This is a genomic window from Psychrobacter jeotgali (genome assembly GCF_904846315.1).
In the GTDB taxonomy this organism is placed as follows: Bacteria; Pseudomonadota; Gammaproteobacteria; order Pseudomonadales; family Moraxellaceae; genus Psychrobacter; species Psychrobacter jeotgali.
The window spans coordinates 2306013-2327029 of the sequence record NZ_CAJHAF010000001.1; the positions used below are offsets into that span (position 1 = coordinate 2306013).

The following is a 21017-nucleotide window of genomic DNA, read 5'->3' on the forward strand; positions in this document are numbered from 1 at the left end:
TATGACTGATTTTTTATATTGGATGTCTTATGTTATCAACTAAGACTTTTTACGAGCAGGTATATTAATATTTAGTTTTATTTCCGGTAGCTTATCTTTACTCGACTTTTGACTCCCAGTAGAAGCTTGGGCCTGCTGCTGACTCATACGTTGCAACTGCTTGGTGAGTCGCCGCTCTTTTGGGGTCATGGCAGTAACCGGTTCAATCCAAGTATCGATATCGATATAAGTCTCGCCCTGCTCTGCAATAAAGTCTATCCCTAGTACAATGACATGGTGCAACTCTGCTAATGGCAACCGAGTAGCAACATCTTGAGCGATTTTTGCAAAATTAGGTTTAATAAGCGCCCTATTATGCTTGGCATCTGCAGACTTTCCATAAAATATTAATAGATAGTGTCGCCCGAGACTCTCATAAGAATGCTGATGTATGACGTAGCCACTCTCTATCATGGCAGGCGTTTGTTTGGGATGGTTATACAAAGTTCTTATCAATTCATGACGCGAGAATAAGGACTCATTCAATAGTTGTTGCAGTCCTAGTGGATAGCTTGAGATATTGACTTCTGCCTTATTTATCGGCTGTTGAGGTGCCCACTTATTCATTTGCTCACTCAGCTCAGACCATAACACCGCTGCTTGCTGCATATGCTGGAGATACAGCTGTGCGGTAGCGTTTCTACTTTTTTGGGCAAGGCTCATCGTTACTAGGGCGGCATTAGGCTTGTCTTGCAAGCCCGCTTTAATCAGCGCATTATCAGTCTCGATAGCGCGAGTAAACAACATAGCGCTGTTCATAAACTCTGCAAGTAGCGCTTGCTCAGAATCAAAACTAGGTGTATCGCTAACCATGGATTTTTGCAATTGCTGGCGGTGATAATCCAAAAATCGCCAAAGGTCATTCGGGGTTTGGGTAGTGGTTAGTATGTTTTGCCAATCTTGGGCGCTAAATACTTGTAGCAGCGGCGTCTCATTATTAATATCCCATGCTAGTTCCTTCGTAAAGTAACTAGCGCCAAAGCTATGCGCTATCGATGTCATAGGCGGTTTAGCAATATAACTATCCTTATCGCTTTGAGCACCAAAACTGTTATTATTAACTGCGTTTTTATTCATAAGCTGTATATCAACTATCAGCACATTGGCAGTATTCGTACTACTACCCACCCCTTGTAGAGACAGCTGTTTATGCCAAGTTAGTGCAGATTTGATAGCAGCGATACGTGATTCTTCGAGATCAACATCATTAGTATTAATAGGCAAATATACCGTTAGCTCCAGCAGTCGCAGTTCTCCTAAGGGCAATAAGTACCAATACTGCTGGGCGCTATACGAGAGCTTGGGCAAAAATGATACTGGCAAATCAATCTCTAACCCATCTGCTTGTAGATAATAGGTAAGCTCTTTATGAGTAGCAGTAATATTAGATGGCGTAACATTAGAACGAGGCACAATAAAAATCTCTGTTTTGGCTAAATATGAGGTTAAATCAAATGATTTATAATCAGATCTGTCGAACATTTAAGTACTAATATAACGCTCTACAACACCGAAAAAACAAAAGAGTATTACACATAATTGCTTAGCTGTCGCTTTCAGGGCTTTGACTTGCTATGATAAAACAAAGAGACAGTAGCATAGCTTATACTTTATAAATTAAAACGCTCATAGCCTTATTCGAAGCTATGCTGATTGGACTTCGCCCTATATTTATAACCTTATGATAGCAAGGATTGAAAATCATGAAACGTTTTAATGATAAAGCCGTAATTATCACAGGTGCAGATTCAGACATTGGTCGCAGCACTGCACTTAGATTCGCCAAAGAAGGCGCCAATTGTATATTAGTCGGTATGAACCATGACATTTTAGAATATATTTATGCAGACCTTCCGCAAGACAATACCTGGATTAATACGGGCAACCATCTTACTGTCACTTGTGATGTTAATGATCCTGCCCAAATTGCCGGCTTGATAGAGCATGTGCTTGAAAAATATCAACGTATTGATGTGATGGTAAATATAGATACTGAAATTGGCATTCATCAGTCCGTAGTCCCTGAGCTGGTAAAAACCAAAGGCAACATTGTCAATGTTACCACCCTAACCGACATTCCTAGCGGATGGGACATTGATGCTTATAGAGCTGAGAAAAATAATTTTACTAACGTAATAAGAAAGCTGGCATTAGAAAATGCAGCAAAAGGCGTACGTATTAATGCCGTAGCAGCGGGTTTAGTCACTACCGATAATAGTCCAAACCCCTTTTCGATTCACTGTCCCTTGGGGAAAACAGCAACACCTGCTGATGTTACAGCCGCTATTATGTTTTTGGCAAGTGATGATGCGCTAATGGTTACTGGTGTCAACCTTCCTGTGGATGGCGGTATTAGCGCTACTAGTGGCGAGCCAGATATTTAAAGTTTAGTAGAGCTCTAAGCTAAATAAAAAAAGTCCCTCGATAACGTTGCTAGCACTAAACTTAATAGTGCTACAATCGTATCGAGAGAGCTTTAATAAATAGCATTAGAAATTCTTTAGTCTTTCAAATTATTAACGTCTTTTAATGGCTGTGACATTCGTTCAGGATGTCTCGGCACCACCCCACGATACTGAGTATAAATTGCTGCTAAATCAGCTTTGATATCTCCAGTAGGGTGTACCAATGATAAAAAGCGCACTTCTCTAGTTTTATAATCCAAGGCTACTGGCAGTATAGGCACGTTCGCCCCCACTGCTAAATAGTAAAAGCCGGTTTTCCATTCTTTAGTATATTGACGCGTACCTTCTGGTGCCAAACCCAAAAATAGCGCCTCTCCACTCTTAAACCTATCGATACTAGCTTGCAGCACTGAACCCTTATTACCACGATCGATAGGAATAACACCCATCCAGCGTAGCAACTGGGCAAGTACGGGTACCTTAAACAAGGTATGTTTGCCCAGAATACTAATTTTTAAATCTAAAGCAAACAAACTTGGAAGCGCATAAACGCCATCAATATTTGAAGTATGAGGAAGGGCTAACACTACCGCTTGCGAGAGATTAGGGATTTCTCCAACGGTACGCCAGCCAGCCAGCTTGACCAGCACAGATGATATAAAAGGAGTGATTACTCCGCCGCGTCTAGGTACTAAGCTGCCTATGTTTTTTCTGCTCAATTTAGGCAGTTTTGGCTCTGTTTTGGCTAGCTTCGATTTAGACGACTGGGATTTTGCTGAAGTGGGGAATTTTGAAGTCATGACCGCACCATTAACAATAGATGAGGCTATCATAGCATTATCTATTGTTAACAAGCTGGGTTTTCTAAATTTTATTAACGATTAATACCTTTAAACCTTAGCTACTTGCTATCAAGTTTAACCCTATAATTTTACAGAGCAATATCTGCTAAATTCCCTTTATCCTCCAGCCATGATTTGCGATCAGCAGAGCGTTTTTTAGCCAGTAACATGTCCATGATATTATTGGTTAACACCATATCGTCCATGTCTAGCTGAACCAAGCGGCGGGTATCACGATTCATAGTGGTCTCACGTAACTGTTCAGCACTCATCTCCCCTAGCCCTTTAAAGCGGGTAATTTGAGCTTTTTTATTACCGGGTACATTGGATAATATATGCTGAAGCTCGGGCTCATCTAAAGCATAGTGCACCTCTTTACCCACATCTACTCGGTATAAAGGAGGCATAGCCACGAACAAATGGCCCGCTTCAACCAAAGCTGGGAAATGTTTGACAAATAAGGCACAGATTAGGGTCGCAATATGCAAACCATCAGAGTCCGCATCGGCCAAAATACATATTTTATCGTAGCGTAATTCAGATAAATCATTTGATGCCGGATCGACCCCGATAGCGATGGCAATATCGTGAATCTCTTGGCTAGATAACACCGTATCAGACGAGACTTCCCAAGTATTCAGAATTTTCCCTCTTAACGGTAATATCGCTTGATAATGGCGATCACGAGCTTGTTTAGCACTACCGCCCGCCGAGTCTCCTTCTACCAAAAACAGCTCGGCGCCATCACGTAGATCACCACGGCAATCCGCTAGCTTGCCGGGCAATGCCGGGCCTTGGGTTATCTTTTTACGCGCGACTTTTTTGGCAGACTTTAGACGCCGTCCGGCTTTATTAATAGCCAGCTCTGCAATCTGAGCACCGAGCTCTGCGTGTTGATTAAGCCACAAGCTAAAGGCATCTTTAGCCAGTGTTTGTACGGCTCCAGCAGCTTCACGACTAGATAAACGCTCTTTGGTTTGTCCTGAGAACTGTGGCTCTGAAAACCTAAGCGATAAGATATAATTAATCCCGTCCCATACGTCCTCTGCTGTAAGCTTTACATTACGCGGCAGCAAATTATGGATATCACAAAACTCACGTAATGCCTCGAGTATACCCGTACGCAGTCCGTTGACATGCGTCCCCCCTTGCGCGGTGGGAATCAAGTTAACGTAACTTTCTTGAATGGGCGTACCGCCCTCAGGTAACCAAGAAAGTGCCACCGTCATACCCGCTCTATCACCATCTTTAGCTTCATAATGATAATAAAATGGATCAGGCGGCAAGGTCTCAAGCCCTTGTAGTTGCTCATTGAGATATTCGATAACCCCATCGGTGAATTGCCAAACTACCTTCTCATCATTGATCTCATCAATAAATTCAATAGTCAAACCCGCTGCTAATACCGCTTTCGCTTTTAGATTATGCTTAAGTTGTTTGATATTAAATTTGGGCGTATCAAAAAAGCTGCTATCTGCCCAAAACTGCACTTTAGTCCCACGTTTGCGCTTGTTTGAGCTGACGCTTTCAGTCAGCGCCGTGACTGGCGCCCCGTTTTCAAATGCCATCTCGAACTGAGTACTATCACGCCATACAGTAACTTCGATGCGGGTCGACAAGGCATTGACGACTGAAATACCCACTCCATGCAAGCCGCCTGAAACTTGATAATTACTGGTAGAGAATTTACCGCCTGCATGCAAGCGCGTTAATATAATCTCAATGCCCGATTGATTAAATTCCGGATGAATATCTGTTGGCATCCCGCGGCCATCATCTTCTACCGAAAGTGAACCATCCCCGTGCAGCTTTACTTTGATAATTTTGGCATAGCCAGCTAGTGCTTCATCCACCGCATTATCGATAACTTCCTGCGCCAAATGATTGGGACGAGTAGTATCGGTATACATACCTGGGCGGCGGCGTACCGGCTCCAGCCCTTCTAAAACTTCTAACGATTGCGCATTATATTGACTCACAAATGCTTTCCTTAATATTCACAAACTTATAATTCTATTAGCCTATTATAACTAAAAATGATCATCCTAACGGCAACTGGCAATAATATACGTCATATAATGTCGCTTATTCAAACATTCAAAGATTTTGTAAAATGGCTATCACTTGAGGCAAGTGCTCTGCAAAATCAGTAAATCGGTGATCGCCACCCTTTTGCATGATGACCTGTGCGCCGTGCTGTCGGTAAAAATTAGCAGAGACGTCGGAGTCCAGTAATTCATCCTCTTCTTTAATTAGCGCCGCCACCTTGTCAGGATACTCAACTGGCGAAATTTTATGCGCTGCAAACCACTGCAAATCTGCATCGACAATCTCCCAACCGCCAGAGGTAGTATAAAGGATTTTCTGATTATCAGCCTCGCTAGCAAACCGCTGAAGGGTGATATGCGGCTGCGTACTGGGATTTAATAATAAAATAGGGCATCCCGTCTGGTTACTGACGAGCGTTGAAAAATAACCACCCAATGAGCTGCCTACCAAAGCAGTTTTGGCATCTTTGCTTAGTTTAACGACCAAATTAGTTAAGTCATTAAAGACTTGCTCCGGCGACTGGTTCAAATCAGGACGATGCACCTTGATAGCAGGATGATACTTCTGGCAATAGTCCTCTAATAACTTCCCTTTGGTAGAGTTGCTATCACTATCTAACCCATGAATATAAACAATGTTCACGTATAATCTCACTTATTAATTTTGTTATGATGAATAGAGAGTAGATAAAAAGCATAACATGTCGCAGGTGCCGATAATAATAAAACGATATACTATTATTTACTATCATTATTGCTAAATAAGGAATGGCAGGCAGGGAGTAGCCATGAACCAGCAGATTGAGCTCTTTGAGATTGCTAATCCGTGTATTGGGGTCTGTCAGAGTAATAAAAAAGGCTATTGCTTTGGCTGCTTGCGTAGTCGTAATGAGCGCCAGCTATGGCATAACATGACGACTGAACAACGCCGAGAAGTGTTAAGACTAATTGCAGGGCGTCGTCAGCGTATTGCGCAGATAAAGCAACGTAAAGGCGAGCAATTGGGATTTGATTTTGATGAAACACCTGAAAGTAATACTTTATTCTAAAAGACTTAACTAAGGGCGTATTATCTCGCCCTTAGTTAGTTTAGCTAGATTGGTTATAGTTTTAGCATCCTACATTTTTATAATTATTTATCCCTAAACTCAAGCCACATCGACTTGACGTTCACGGCGATAATGCCGTAATTGATGCTCTAAGCGCCGGCCCTCACTAAATGCAGAGACTCGTTTTAGATAACCAATGATACGTGTGGCATGATCCACATTGTTTGAGCCGCAAGCTTCACAGTGATAAAGGGTGCGCTTATCGATATGCTGACACTCATTACAGATCGTAGTACGCACGTTAATACAGAAATACTGACAGCCTGTGGTCGCCGCAATATCAAGCAGTTTACGATACTGCTGTTTATCGAGGGTTTCATCCAAATTTAGATGCAAAGCAGAGCCGCCATCGAGCCATTGAGTGAGCTTACGACCATGCAGCATAAATTTATCTAAAGTATTGGTTTTCTCATCCTCTACCAGATATAAATAGGAGTTGTAACACTCACGCTGTACTTCATAACCGTCTCTTTTGTCCCACTTTGCATTTTTAACGCCCAAGTTTTCTGCTGGTACAAACTCAGTATTAAACTTCAAACCATAGTGGATGCTGGCTTTACGGTTCTCATCATAAATGGTTTTTAAGATATCGTTAACAAAAGTGTGATACTCCTCATTATTGCCCACTATTATTCCCTGACTCTCCGCAGCTTCTGCCATGCCATTGATACCCAGCGTCAAGAACTGTTTATCGAGTTGAATAAACCCTGCATCGTAAACCGGTAGCATACCCGCTGCTTTATATTGCTCCATTAATTTGCGATAACTAACCTGATACTTATGGATTTTTTGTACCTCTTCGGCCAAATCTTGTCCATTTTGAATCATACGGTTTAGATTAAGGGTAATAACGTTAATGGAACCGGTAGCCACGCCGCCTGCACCCAAAGTATAGGAAAAACTGTGATCAGTAATCTCGTTACGTAAGCGACAGCAAGACGCTAAAGAATCAGGATTATCACTTTGATAAATGAAGAAGCTGTTCTTTTCTGCAAGCTCAGTGGCGAGCATGTCAGCATATTCATCATCTTTACATTGGCCATTTTCGGTTAGCATAGCGCAGGTCACTACTGGGAAAGTCAAAATGGCACGCTTACGCTCTTCATTAAACCAAGTTAAAAAATGCGCTTGTAGCTGTTTAACGGTTTCCCAGCATGGCCTATCACCGTCAGGGAAGACAAAGTTTGCAAACATCGCCTCAAAATAATGCTCATCGTACAAAGAGATGTTCCAAAACACGCTTTGATAACCGCGAGCAGCAGCAGGCTGGTTAATTGAATAAACCACTTGCTGGAAACAGTTTTCTATCAGCGATTTATGGGTCGTTAAGTAATCAATACCGTGATCTTTACGAGCGAAATAATCAAAGTAAGCAAGGAACTCAACCGTAGCCACTGCTCCTGCAAACTGTGAGCTAATAGCAAAGATTAGATTGATAAATGAGCCGCAAAACGACGCTAAATGCTGCGGCGGACTTGCTTCGCCGCCCAACTTTTTCAGACCATCCAATAAAAATGGATAGAGCGATACCGAGACACAGTAAGGTTTTAGACTGGTTTCATCATGGACATAGATTTCATGTGATTCAATTTGGCGCAAATACTCATCCGCCAGATCGTTATCAAAACAAGCCCTAATCTGTTGCTGCACTTGACTGCGGTTAATCTGAATAAAATAATCCTTCATGATCTCGCTCTCTAACGTCGCGATATTTTTTACCGTCACGTTAGCGTTAGCATCCACATGAGAGCCATCTGCCGCGTTATGGGCTTGCATATAGTTTTCAATGAAAGATAATTTATCCGCCAGTTGCACTGAATTTAACTTACTCATAATCCCTCCAAAACAAATGATTTAACACTTCACCATTAGTACAATTGATAAACCTTTGATTAGTGGTTGGGGTATCAAGTCCACCCCGCTCTATAATCCATGGCCCTGTTTTTAGATAAGTGAGCTCAGCTTGCAAACCGGCGGAGATCTCATCCAAGCCAGTATACAATGCTGTTTTCAATCCGAATTGTCGAACCTGCTGAAGAGCAGACAACAAAGCGGACGGCTGCCATTCACCACCCATAAATAGGACACAACTGATTAGACCTGTATAACGTTCCAATAGATCCGCTAAAAAATTATCAGTCAAAGGGGTACCAATTTCTGTTTTCCAAGTGTCAGCACGACTACAACCTCGGCACATTAGAGGACATCCAGCAACGGTTAGAGCTAAGCTGACCTCTGCCGGAACTTCTTGAAAGACAATGTCATACTCAACAATATTCAACATAGCAAGACTCTATACCATAGCGTGACAACCCATATATAGTATCTAAGTATTATTAATAACACAACATATAGTATATTTATTATTATGTACTGGTTAGTAACCATATCTAAATCAATGATTTAGATATCGGCACAATCTATAAATATAGAGTTTAAAGTATAAATAATGATATAAGGTTGCCGCTTATTTGGCATAAATTGATTTTTAAAAAGAAGAATTGAGACTGGTAAATTGTTTTAAGTAGAAAATATAACCATTAAATATTTATTAATAATCAATATTACTAATATAATAATTCTACATAATAACATTGAAATTTGCCCTGCTGACCTCAAAATAGATAACTGAAGATTGATAAAACTCAATGATTATCAACGGTTATTAAAGAAGCAGGAGAAGATTATGAATAACGCAACAGCGCATAGCGTAAAAGACCAAGTAACCCAATCACGCCAAGTTCAAGAGCTTTATGCTGGGGTAGATACTCAGGACGGCGCTGGTGTGAAGCTGACTCGTGTACTTACACAGCAGCTACAAAGACGCCTCGACCCTTATTTGATGCTGGATAACTTTAAGAGCGATAATCCAGATGATTATATCGCTGGTTTCCCCAATCACCCACATCGCGGCTTTGAAACCATTACCTATATGATTACTGGCCGTATGCGCCACCGTGACAGCGCGGGTAATGAAGGGTTATTACAAAACGGCGGCGTGCAGTGGATGACTGCGGCTAGTGGTGTGATTCATTCGGAGCTGCCTGAACAAGAAGATGGTGCGATGGAAGGCTTCCAGCTGTGGCTTAATTTGCCTGCTAAAGATAAAATGAATGACCCTTGGTATAAAGACTTCCAAAATGACGATTTGCCTAAATATACGACCGAGGACGGTGTAGATGTTACGGTAATTGCAGGTACATCGCACGGGGTAGAAGGTGCAGTCACGCGCGAAGTTACTGAGCCGACTTACTTGGATATCCACCTACCGGCAGGCACTAGCTTTAGCCAAGCCATTCCAGCCGATCATAATGCGTTTGCCTTTGTGTATCGCGGTAAAGTCGATATCGAAGGTCGAGAAGTACCGACTAAGACCATGGCTATTCTCGAAAACAATGACGATACTGATGGCGTCACCATTACCGCCGATAGTAGTGAGGATACCAAAGTGATTTTAATCACTGGTCGTCCACTACGCGAACCGATTGTGCAATACGGTCCCTTTGTGATGAACAGTCAGGAAGAAATTATGCAAGCCGTCACTGACTTCCAAAGTGGTAAATTTGGTGAAGGTGCTTAATCGTTAGCTTAGCGTGTTAAATAGTCCGTTGAATATTAAAGCCCGTATTAGTTTGCTAATATGGGCTTTTTTTGTGGGAAATTAATAACGATACGGAGCCCATAAAGGCTAATTATTATTTTTAATTCATCGTTTGAAGAAAACTTCTACATAAGCTGCATACGATTTACTTTTACAGACCTGCTAGAAAAGTTAAATATTTGGTAACTCCTCAACCAAATATTACAGCTAATTTATAAGATAAAATTCAAATGAAATTCTACGACAATCACTGTTGTTCCAAAGATTCATATCTGTTTTTTTTCTAAGCGTTTCATCATCCCAACATTCCCGACAATCTAACATTCCAGCTCCCAAAGTTTTAGTTCGACCTTCATCTTTAAGCAGGTTTTCAATCCCGCCTAATTCATCTTTTGATAACGTGCACAAATAATCTTGGATCGATGTGGCACGATCTTTTGATAGCTTAAGGTTATATTTAAAACTTGCTTCGCAATCTGTATGACCGATGATTGCAACACCGATGGTTGGTTCAAAAAAAAGCGCTGCATTAACAGTTTTGGCTATTTTAATTAAATCTTGTATTGCTTTATTCTTATCTACCTTTTTACCAAGCTCATTGGGAAAGTTCGACCCATCTGTTATGTATGTTAAGTTAATTTGGGGAGTCACTAGTTCATTGAGTTCATCTACAATAGTAGTGTACGCTTCTGATGATTTAGGCACTCTACTATGGCCAATCAAGTCCCTTTTGTATATAAAACTCCATTGGCCTTTGTTCGATTGAACAAATACTGGTGGGTATGACCGATGTCCATTTACTACGCTTTTATCAACATAATCTTTATCAGACTTAATGAAATCTGTACGTCGGTATGATGTTTGTCTATTTGTATTAGCCCGCTTCAATTCACTGTATACCTCAATTTCTTCATTCAGATTTAACAAATAATTCGCAGCGATTGCCAAATCACTTTTACCAACATCTTTAGGGTCATCTGGAAGTGTGGCTTCCATTACATCTTTTGTTTGTAACTGTCTAAAAACAAGCTCCATCAACGCAGGATATGAAGGGGAGAGAATATTTTTATCATTACCTCCGATAGCTTCATAAAATTTCCTATCTTGATGATTGTTCATAGAACCTTTTCTCTCAAAGTCGATCGCAGGGTTGCGCCAACTAATGGCGACAACTTTTCCTCGAGAAATAAAGCTATCACGATTGCTTGTTACCTCTATTCTGGTTTTTTGACGAGTCGAAAGTCGTAAATCTTGACCACCTACTTGTAGATTAGGCTTATATATAAGTTTAGGTACGATTATTTGCTCATTTGTGTCTAAGTGATTAAATTTACCTATTTTCGTTGCTTTATCTAGTCCTTTTTGATAAAAAAGTTTCAAATTTTGGTCAAGGATTTTTTCACGACCAGTTTTTGTAACAAAATGCTCGTAGTCAGATTCGGTCAAATTAGCTTTGAACCCATCTTTTGTAGACACATAAAAATTTATAAAATTAGTTTGTGTAAATTCTCTTTTGTGTTGCAACACCAATCCGGTTTTAGGATTTGGAAACAGCTGATCATACCCAAGTGTTTTGGCAGTATGATAAGTAACATAGACATACTGGGGTAACCCAGGTGTTTTCATAGGCCATTTTTTGTTCTTTTTCGGATCTTCTGTTTCAGTATCCTGATATGATGACGCAGATTTTTTTGCATAGGCGTCATCATATATTGACGGGTCTTTTAGAGGGTTATAACTCATCTAACACCTCACTGGATAGCAAGGCAGACAATTAGAATAACCGTCATCGCCCTGCGGACGTAGCCAGACTTGACTGGTTGGAATAACATTGTCCCACTCAGCACCAACATACACAGCGCCTACAGCATATTTTATATTGGTCATTGGATTCGGCTTGTCTGCGCAATACGCAGCTTCAACTTCACGTTCCAATGTAATGATCCAACGCATTGATTTGATGAACTCTAGATCATTTTGCTGAACTGTGCTGGTAGGTACATTCATTTGACCGTTATAGCTGCCTTCATCAATCTGAATATCGACAATCCGATAAGACTTCCGGGCAATAATGATTTCTCTATCTATATCTGCTTCGATTTTGAGATCGTCAATAGCTCCAGCATTTCCTGTTTGATCATCCCAGTCCCACCAAAAGTCAGTGCCATGAACCGCAACTTTCGTCTTATCATAGCCGTCTGAAATTCCCTGCGTATCCTGCACTTGATTGCCAAGCTGGTCGTTATAATCAAAATCAACATCCAATAGACCAGGACGATCTTGTTGGAAATTTCCTGAACGGCTTTTGATCTCTTCATACATGGCCAAAAAGTGTGGCGATTCGGGATCATAATCAGGCTCGCCCTCTCCCATCCATATTTCACCATATTGCTCATAATGTAGTGCCAAAGCCTCCATCCCAGGACGCACAGGTATTGTTACTCGAGCAGCTCCTGATGCCAAAAACTTATCGAATAAAGCGTCACCACTATCTTGATCAAATTGCTTTGGCCATTCACATTTTTGACTCCAAAAATAGGGGTAAAATAAATACATCATTTGTTGAACTTCATATACTTGCTCAAAAAATTGAATAAATGCACCTTCATCTTTGGCTTCTTGAAAGTCAAGCTGCGGATACCCACAAGGTTGAATTCTTTGTTTCATAGCATCAAAGCGATCAAAGTGTTGGCACGATAACATGCTAACTATTAACTGCCAAAGCTGCGTTCGTTCGATCTCACGATTTAAAAATGGATTACGACCATACTGCGGATTAAATACATTTTCTTTTGCTGTAATCTGTGCATCATTGTAAGCCCTTTGACTTTCCTCAACCTTTTGTAATACAGCAGAAAACACCTCTTGTTTCCAAGCGTTTTCCGTTTCAGGTAGTAACCTACAAATAATCCGCCCAGCACCTCCAGCATCTACCTTAGTGTTGAAGTGAGCATCCTCATCGTGAAAATTAGTGATTGTTCCTGTAAGAACTCCATCTTTAGGTGGAATTATGTCTACTCGTGCACTCAGGTTGTTATACCCTGATGCCCAGTGATGTCCGGCAAAAAATAACATACACTTTTCTGTACCCCAGAAGTCTATTTCAGCACTATACAACATGTACCCCTCTGGAACTGTACCCATGCTAATGGAAGCAGCGTTATGCACTTTTACAGTAAAATCGAAATGATCAACGATTTCGTTATTAGGTGGCAACATTAAACTATCAATACCATATTTTTTTTGTAGATTTAAATAGTACAAAGGGCTATCAGGGTCTCTAGAAATATCCTGAATATTAAAACTTGCTTCTAATGGAGGAAGTATTCCTATAAAGTCAGGTTTAGTCTTGCTTGCCATAAGTGATTTATAAAGGCGTGCAGGTTCTGGAATGACGAATTCATACATCATCCGTTTACCCCAATTCATTACTTGAGAAACCGTTCGTTTATTTACCCAGTAATATTGCCCTATCACGTGTTCAGATCCACCTTCAAACTTGTGCACGTTTGATTCAGTCACACGTTGTAATATGCGCCTTGTACTAAGCTTTCGAGTGTCTTCTTGTATTCGCATTAAAGATCGTTCTGTGATTTCTTTGGCATAATTCCGTGCCGTTTGCTTAGCTTCCGTACTCGCTCGAGCATACGCAACGTTAGCAGTCGCAGTATAGGTGCCAGCAGGCCCATAAGTACCACTAGCAGTAATTCCTGCATCCGCAGATAAAGCTTGAGCTACTGTTTTTTGAACAGCATCCTGCATCTCAAAACGCTCAGATTTTGCAAACTCGTTTTCTTCTTCTCGGCTCGTAGTAGCCTCGTTTTCTGAATAGTTTTCAGTTTCTTTAACGATTTCGTGTGTTCGTTCAATCGTTTCACCCGCCATCACATTTTGTATGTGCGCAATTTCACCTGGTTCATAATTCTCCAGTGTCTCTCTGACGACCATTAAATCCATGACATATGATTTTAGCTCTATGCAGCATGGATTTTGTGGTATGCAACAGTCATCGCAATCACACTCACAGTGCTCGTCACCTTTATTATTTTTACATTTTTCACGCGCAAGCTTCAAATCCCGTGCATAATTTTGTACTGCACGCAATTGTTCCATAGAGGAGTTTCCAATGAGGCGTTCCTCTAAAGGCTTTTTATCTTGTAAGCAATCACAAGGTGTTTTGAGCACCCAGTCAGGAAACGCTATTGGCTTTAGCATTGTCATACATGCACGTCGAAAACTAAGCTCTTTTTTTTCTTTAGATTGTTCATGCTCAATCATTGCTTCTTCGAGCGCATGTATGTAACGAATATAAGATCTTAGGTTTGGCAGTCCGTCGTGTGCTGACTTTTTAAGTAATTTTAGAGTACAAAGTGTTTCTACAAGCAAGTTTCGCAGGTGTTGCATATCTCCGTTTTTGAAGGACTGCGATATTTTTTCAAACTCGGAAAAAAAGAATTTATTTGCTCGGCGACGATGAAAATCTGTTTCACAGGCACGATCGAATAATTCATATGTAGATACAATCAACTTAAGAAACTTTAGTCTTCTTAATTTCTCGAAAGGCTCATGCATCATAGCGGCTTCACCGACAATGACAGTATCAACATTTAAACCCTTAGTTGTTTGATCTTTTAAATCTGGCTCATCTTTCACAACCCTATTATCTAAGCGTTTTTGCTCTTTAACGATATTTTGATCTAAGTCTTGAAGATACTGAAGATTATTGGAAGCTCGGAGTTGCGCTATATCATATGCGGACTTAAGATCACATTCGTTAATATTTATAATCATTCTTTTTAAATGACTGGATAGATCCTTATCGCTTCTAATAAGTGCTATACCACTAGAGTGAATAGCTTTATCTTTATCGGCTTTTTGTGCGTGCCTTGGAATAAAAAAATTAAAATAAATCGACATTGTGATCTCCATTTCATTATATAGTCATATCAGCATAAAACTGCTACATGTATTTGAACGCACTATTGGTACAAACTTTCAAAAGAGCACTATCTAAAGTCATGATAAAGAAGACTATCTCCCCATTAAACTATCAAATTTATACTAAGTTTCTATTAAATTACTACTCCAATTATAGATAACAAGTATTAATTAATTTAAACTTATTACAATTTACAGTATACCTTAATACCATGATAAGCAAATTTATTCTTAAATAAATCAACTAAAAAAGCCCCAATATACTTCAGTATGTTGGGGCTAGTCAGTAATAGAGTGCTGCCGAACGAGGAGAGAGCCGTAAAAATTACCTACTCACTGCGAGCATGGCTCTTGTCTTGCGTCGGGTGAAATCGTGTTTCGCTTATTCCTCCTCAGGCAGTACAAGAGAAAACGCTTTAAATAGCGTTTTCTGGTAGGTCACATGGTAATGAGTGAGAATTAAAGATAAAAAAAAGCCCCCTTAACTTAATTGTTAAGGGGGCTTTTTAGGAATAGAGAGCTGACGATGACCTACTCTCACATGGCCGGAGCCACACTACCATCGGCGCTACGATGTTTCACTGCTGAGTTCGGGAAGGGATCAGGTGGTGCCATCGTGCTATTGTCGTCAGCAAAGGGGGTTAGATATGAGTCTGTGTTGTTTTACTTATTTGACTAAGTATCACTTATCCTAACTGAATCAAGGATAAAGGTGATATCGATATAATGCTTGATACAAACCACTTGGGTGTTGTATGGTCAAGCCAAACGAGCAATTAGTACAGGTTAGCTACACGCATCGCTGCGCTTCCACACCCTGCCTATCAACGTCCTAGTCTTGAACGGCTCTTTAGGGAAATCTTATCTTGAGGTGGGCTTCCCGCTTAGATGCTTTCAGCGGTTATCCCATCCGAACGTAGCTACCGGGCAATGCCATTGGCATGACAACCCGAACACCAGTGGTTCGTCCACTCTGGTCCTCTCGTACTAGGAGCAGCTCCTCTCAAATTTCCAACGCCCACGGTAGATAGGGACCGAACTGTCTCACGACGTTCTAAACCCAGCTCGCGTACCTCTTTAAATGGCGAACAGCCATACCCTTAGGACCTGCTTCAGCCCTAGGATGAGATGAGCCGACATCGAGGTGCCAAACACCGCCGTCGATATGAACTCTTGGGCGGTATCAGCCTGTTATCCCCAGAGTACCTTTTATCCGTTGAGCGATGGCCCTTCCATACAGAACCACCGGATCACTAAGACCTACTTTCGTACCTGCTCGACTTGTGGGTCTCGCAGTTAAGCGCGCTTTTGCCTTTATACTCTTTGAACGATTTCCGACCGTTCTGAGCGCACCTTCGTACTCCTCCGTTACTCTTTAGGAGGAGACCGCCCCAGTCAAACTACCCACCATACATTGTCCTCGGTATTGTAATACCTGAGTTAGAACCCCAACATGACCAGGGTGGTATTTCAAGATTGGCTCCACCAAGACTAGCGTCTCGGCTTCAAAGCCTCCCACCTATCCTGCACAAGTCAGGTCAAAGTTCAATGTAAAGCTGTAGTAAAGGTTCACGGGGTCTTTCCGTCTAGCCGCGGGTACACAGCATCTTCACTGCGATTTCGATTTCACTGAGTCTCTGCTGGAGACAGCGCTGCCATCATTATGTCATTCGTGCAGGTCGGAACTTACCCGACAAGGAATTTCGCTACCTTAGGACCGTTATAGTTACGGCCGCCGTTTACTGGGGCTTCGATCAAGACCTTCGCTTACGCTAAGCCCATCAATTAACCTTCCAGCACCGGGCAGACATCACACCCTATACGTCCACTTTCGTGTTTGCAGAGTGCTGTGTTTTTAATAAACAGTTGCAGCAGCCTGGTATCTGCGACTGCCAACAGCTCAAGGAGCAAGTCCTATCACCATCAACAGCGTACCTTCTCCCGAAGTTACGGTACCATTTTGCCTAGTTCCTTCAGCAGAGTTCTCTCAAGCGCCTTGGTATTCTCTACCTGATCACCTGTGTCGGTTTAGGGTACGATTCGTTTATGACTATTGCTTAGAAGCTTTTCCTGGAAGCATGGTATTTGCCACTTCACCGTACAAGTACGGCTTGCTATCAGATCTCGGTATTAACAGCCCGGATTTACCTAAGCCGTCTACCTACATCCTTCCACCTGGACAACCATCGCCAGGCTGGCATAACCTTCTCCGTCCCTCCATCGCATCATAAACAAGTATCGGAATATTAACCGATTTCCCATCGACTACGCCTTTCGGCCTCGCCTTAGGGGTCGACTCACCCAGCCCCGATTAACGTTGGACTGGAACCCTTGATCTTCCGGCGTGCGAGCTTTTCACTCGCATTATCGTTACTCACGTCAGCATTCGCTCTTGTGATACCTCCAGCATGCTTTACAACACACCTTCACAGGCTTACACAACGCTCCCCTACCACTTGAAAACAAATTCAAATCCGCAGCTTCGGCTCCTAGTTTGAGCCCCGTTACATCTTCCGCGCGGGCCGACTCGACTAGTGAGCTATTACGCTTTCTTTAAAGGATGGCTGCTTCTAAGCCAACCTCCTAGCTGTCTATGCCTTCCCACCTCGTTTCCCACTTAACTAGGAATTTGGGGCCTTAGCTGGCGGTCTGGGTTGTTTCCCTCTCCACAATGGACGTTAGCACCCACTGTGTGTCTCCCGGATATCACTCATCGGTATTCGGAGTTTGCATCGGTTTGGTAAGTCGGTATGACCCCCTAGCCGAAACAGTGCTCTACCCCCAATGGTGTTCGTCCGAGGCGCTACCTAAATAGCTTTCGGGGAGAACCAGCTATCACCGAGTTTGATTAGCCTTTCACCCCTATCCACAAGTCATCCCCTGGCTTTTCAACGACAGTGGGTTCGGTCCTCCGGTGCCTGTTACGGCACTTTCAACCTGCTCATGGATAGATCACTCGGTTTCGGGTCTATACCCTGCAACTAGACGCCCTATTAAGACTCGGTTTCCCTACGGCTCCCCTAACGGTTAACCTTGCTACAGAATATAAGTCGCTGACCCATTATACAAAAGGTACGCGGTCACCACGCAAGGTGGCTCCCACTGCTTGTACGCACACGGTTTCAGGTTCTATTTCACTCCCCTCACAGGGGTTCTTTTCGCCTTTCCCTCACGGTACTGGTTCACTATCGGTCAGTCAGGAGTATTTAGCCTTGGAGGATGGTCCCCCCATCTTCAAACAGGATTTCTCGTGCCCCGCTCTACTTAATATGTTAACTCTAGAATTTAAAATACAGGACTATCACCTACTATGGTCAGCTTTCCCACGCTGTTCTTCTATTCTAAAGTTAATCGGCTCCTCCCCGTTCGCTCGCCGCTACTAGGGGAATCTCAATTGATGTATTTTCCTGAGGGTACTGAGATGTTTCACTTCCCCTCGTTCGCTTCTTGTACAAGTACAAGATACCTAGCTTATGCTAAGTGGGTTTCCCCATTCAGAAATCTCCGGATCACAGGATATTGCCGCCTCCCCGAAGCTTATCGCAGGCTGTCACGTCTTTCATCGCCTCTGACTGCCAAGGCATCCACCATGTGCGCTTAATTACTTGACCATACAACCCCAAAGGGTCTTTGTCAGCAATTATAACGATATCACCTATGTTTACGCTTGATTCAGTTCTCTTTACTTTTTTAATAACTTACCCCTGGGATAACAACGGATGTCGTTAAGAGGTAAGTTATTAAGGTTAGGAGCGACGCGTGAACACGTCATTCCTAACCCAGACTCATATCTATGTTTTTAAATAGTTCCTAATCCTTCGTCAGGTATTAGGTTCTGTATAAAACAGAAGTAAATAATCTTCTTAAAATTGGATTACTTAATTCTGTATTATTATATTTAAAGCTTGCTGTTTATTATGGTGGAGCCAAACGGAGTCGAACCGTTGACCTCCTGCGTGCAAGGCAGGCGCTCTACCAACTGAGCTATGGCCCCATGATGTATGGTGGGTCTGATAAGACTTGAACTTATGACCCCCGCGTTATCAACACGGTGCTCTAACCAGCTGAGCTACAGACCCTGAGCGAGGATACCATCAAAGCACTGCTTTGATCCGAGCGCAAGAGTAATTTCCTTAAAGGGAAATTGCTAAAAGCCCTGTATCTTCTTACACTTTATAGCGTAATTATACTTTTTTAGCTTCGCAAGGAAAATCCTTTAAATAGGATTTTCTATTAGCGTGACTAACAGTACCATGACGCTTAAGCTTTAATAAACTAGCTTAAACTAAAGAACAACTTGTTGTGAATTCTTGCTGACCGAATGCCGTCTATAAGGAGGTGATCCAGCCGCAGGTTCCCCTACGGCTACCTTGTTACGACTTCACCCCAGTTATCAACCACACCGTGGTGAACGCCTTCCTAAAAGGTTAGGCTATCCACTTCTGGTGCAATCAACTCCCATGGTGTGACGGGCGGTGTGTACAAGGCCCGGGAACGTATTCACCGCGGCATTCTGATCCGCGATTACTAGCGATTCCTACTTCATGGAGTCGAGTTGCAGACTCCAATCTGGACTACGATAGGCTTTGAGAGATTCGCATCACATCGCTGTGTAGCTGCCCTCTGTACCTACCATTGTAGCACGTGTGTAGCCCTGGTCGTAAGGGCCATGATGACTTGACGTCGTCCCCGCCTTCCTCCAGTTTGTCACTGGCAGTGTCCCTAGAGTTCCCGGCCAAACCGCTGGTAACTAAGGATAGGGGTTGCGCTCGTTGCGGGACTTAACCCAACATCTCACGACACGAGCTGACGACAGCCATGCAGCACCTGTATTCTAATTCCCGAAGGCACTCCCGCATCTCTGCAGGATTCTAGATATGTCAAGACCAGGTAAGGTTCTTCGCGTTGCATCGAATTAAACCACATGCTCCACCGCTTGTGCGGGCCCCCGTCAATTCATTTGAGTTTTAACCTTGCGGCCGTACTCCCCAGGCGGTCTACTTATTGCGTTAGCTGCGTCACTAAGTCCTCAAGGGACCCAACGACTAGTAGACATCGTTTACGGCGTGGACTACCAGGGTATCTAATCCTGTTTGCTACCCACGCTTTCGAACCTCAGTGTCAATATGATGCCAGAAGGCTGCCTTCGCCATCGGTATTCCTCCAGATCTCTACGCATTTCACCGCTACACCTGGAATTCTACCTTCCTCTCACCTATTCTAGCTCAACAGTATCAGATGCAGTTCCCAGGTTAAGCCCGGGGATTTCACATCTGACTTATCAAGCCACCTACGCTCGCTTTACGCCCAGTAATTCCGATTAACGCTTGCACCCTCTGTATTACCGCGGCTGCTGGCACAGAGTTAGCCGGTGCTTATTCTGCAGCTAATGTCATCGCATACGGGTATTAACCGTATGGTCTTCTTCACTGCTTAAAGTGCTTTACAACCAAAAGGCCTTCTTCACACACGCGGCATGGCTGGATCAGGGTTGCCCCCATTGTCCAATATTCCCCACTGCTGCCTCCCGTAGGAGTCCGGGCCGTGTCTCAGTCCCGGTGTGGCTGATCATCCTCTCAGACCAGCTACAGATCGTCGCCTTGGTAGGCCTTTACCCCACCAACTAGCTAATCCGACTTAGGCTCATCTAATAGCGAGAGCTGTAAACAGCCCCCTTTCTCCCGTAGGTCGTATGCGGTATTAATTCGAGTTTCCCCGAGCTATCCCCCACTACTAGGTAGATTCCTAAGTATTACTCACCCGTCCGCCGCTCGTCAGCATCTAGCAAGCTAGATCTGTTACCGCTCGACTTGCATGTGTTAAGCCTGCCGCCAGCGTTCAATCTGAGCCATGATCAAACTCTTCAGTTTAATCTTGCTTGAAGTCTTCACTATAAATAGTAAGATGACTTCTAATCTTGGCTCATCTAATCTGGCATGTCGCTCTAAATTATGTTCGTAATGAATTAACTTTGAGTTTTCTTGCTGATTAAATGATAATTTTTATAGTTAGAGTTCCTCCCGAAAAGAGAAGAA

The 21017-nt window shown here is 42.7% G+C and carries 11 protein-coding genes, 2 tRNA genes and 3 rRNA genes; 3 read left to right on the plus strand and 13 right to left on the minus strand.

Annotation, left to right across the window (positions count from 1 at the left end; translation table 11 throughout):
- Positions 1–39 precede the first annotated feature (39 nt).
- On the minus strand, positions 40–1452 hold the full coding sequence (locus JMX18_RS09500) for a hypothetical protein (RefSeq protein ID WP_201587203.1): 1413 nt from the start codon (positions 1450–1452) through the stop codon (positions 40–42).
- 290 nt (positions 1453–1742) lie between these two features.
- Here JMX18_RS09500 and JMX18_RS09505 point away from each other — a divergent pair, with 290 nt between their 5' ends.
- A complete protein-coding gene (locus JMX18_RS09505) occupies positions 1743–2423 on the plus strand; it encodes an SDR family NAD(P)-dependent oxidoreductase (RefSeq protein ID WP_201587204.1) in 681 nt (226 codons plus the stop codon).
- A 116-nt stretch (positions 2424–2539) separates the two neighbouring features.
- Here JMX18_RS09505 and JMX18_RS09510 read toward each other — a convergent pair whose 3' ends face one another.
- The 3 genes from JMX18_RS09510 to JMX18_RS09520 all read right to left on the minus strand — a co-directional run bounded on the left by JMX18_RS09510 (position 2540) and on the right by JMX18_RS09520 (position 5977).
- The gene (locus JMX18_RS09510) at positions 2540–3277 is read right to left on the minus strand and encodes a lysophospholipid acyltransferase family protein (protein WP_201587205.1); all 738 of its coding nucleotides are present in this window, start codon (positions 3275–3277) and stop codon (positions 2540–2542) included.
- Positions 3278–3375: 98 nt separating this feature from the next.
- Positions 3376–5265, minus strand: a complete 1890-nt coding sequence (parE, locus tag JMX18_RS09515) for a DNA topoisomerase IV subunit B (RefSeq protein ID WP_201587207.1) — start codon at positions 5263–5265, stop codon at positions 3376–3378.
- 118 nt (positions 5266–5383) lie between these two features.
- Entirely contained in the window at positions 5384–5977 is a 594-nt protein-coding gene (locus JMX18_RS09520) for a YqiA/YcfP family alpha/beta fold hydrolase (protein ID WP_201587209.1), read from the minus strand.
- A 145-nt stretch (positions 5978–6122) separates the two neighbouring features.
- Here JMX18_RS09520 and JMX18_RS09525 point away from each other — a divergent pair, with 145 nt between their 5' ends.
- Positions 6123–6383, plus strand: coding sequence for a DUF1289 domain-containing protein (locus JMX18_RS09525; protein ID WP_201587211.1), 261 nt, complete (start codon positions 6123–6125; stop codon positions 6381–6383).
- Between the two features lie 99 nt (positions 6384–6482).
- Here the strand turns inward: JMX18_RS09525 and nrdD are convergent, their stop codons facing one another.
- Both nrdD and nrdG read right to left on the minus strand, forming a co-directional pair.
- The gene (gene nrdD / locus JMX18_RS09530) at positions 6483–8276 is read right to left on the minus strand and encodes an anaerobic ribonucleoside-triphosphate reductase (RefSeq protein WP_201587213.1); all 1794 of its coding nucleotides are present in this window, start codon (positions 8274–8276) and stop codon (positions 6483–6485) included.
- Positions 8269–8727, minus strand: a complete 459-nt coding sequence (nrdG, locus tag JMX18_RS09535) for an anaerobic ribonucleoside-triphosphate reductase activating protein (protein ID WP_201587215.1) — start codon at positions 8725–8727, stop codon at positions 8269–8271. Before nrdG ends, nrdD begins: the two co-directional genes overlap by 8 nt.
- Positions 8728–9129: 402 nt before the next feature.
- On the opposite strand from nrdG, the gene JMX18_RS09540 reads away from it, so the two are divergent.
- Positions 9130–10023 carry a pirin family protein gene (locus JMX18_RS09540; RefSeq protein WP_201587219.1) on the plus strand — a complete coding sequence of 298 codons (894 nt, stop codon included), beginning with the start codon at positions 9130–9132 and terminating at the stop codon, positions 10021–10023.
- Between the two features lie 228 nt (positions 10024–10251).
- On the opposite strand, the gene JMX18_RS09545 is transcribed toward JMX18_RS09540, so the two are convergent.
- The 7 genes from JMX18_RS09545 to JMX18_RS09575 form a co-directional block, all read right to left on the minus strand.
- Positions 10252–11787 (minus strand): OmpA family protein, encoded by a 1536-nt coding sequence (locus JMX18_RS09545; RefSeq protein WP_201587220.1) that lies wholly within the window; start codon positions 11785–11787, stop codon positions 10252–10254.
- Entirely contained in the window at positions 11788–14961 is a 3174-nt protein-coding gene (locus tag JMX18_RS09550; RefSeq protein ID WP_201587221.1) for a hypothetical protein, read from the minus strand. It lies immediately after the preceding gene.
- Between the two features lie 539 nt (positions 14962–15500).
- Positions 15501–15615: ribosomal RNA gene (rrf, locus tag JMX18_RS09555) — 5S ribosomal RNA — on the minus strand.
- A 122-nt stretch (positions 15616–15737) separates the two neighbouring features.
- Positions 15738–18593 (minus strand): 23S ribosomal RNA (locus tag JMX18_RS09560).
- Between the two features lie 307 nt (positions 18594–18900).
- Positions 18901–18976, minus strand: a tRNA-Ala gene (locus tag JMX18_RS09565).
- 8 nt (positions 18977–18984) lie between these two features.
- Positions 18985–19061: transfer RNA gene (locus tag JMX18_RS09570), tRNA-Ile, on the minus strand.
- Positions 19062–19313: 252 nt separating this feature from the next.
- Positions 19314–20852, minus strand: a 16S ribosomal RNA gene (locus JMX18_RS09575).
- The 16S, 23S and 5S rRNA genes sit together here with 2 tRNA genes alongside, the layout of an rRNA operon.
- Positions 20853–21017 lie beyond the last annotated feature (165 nt).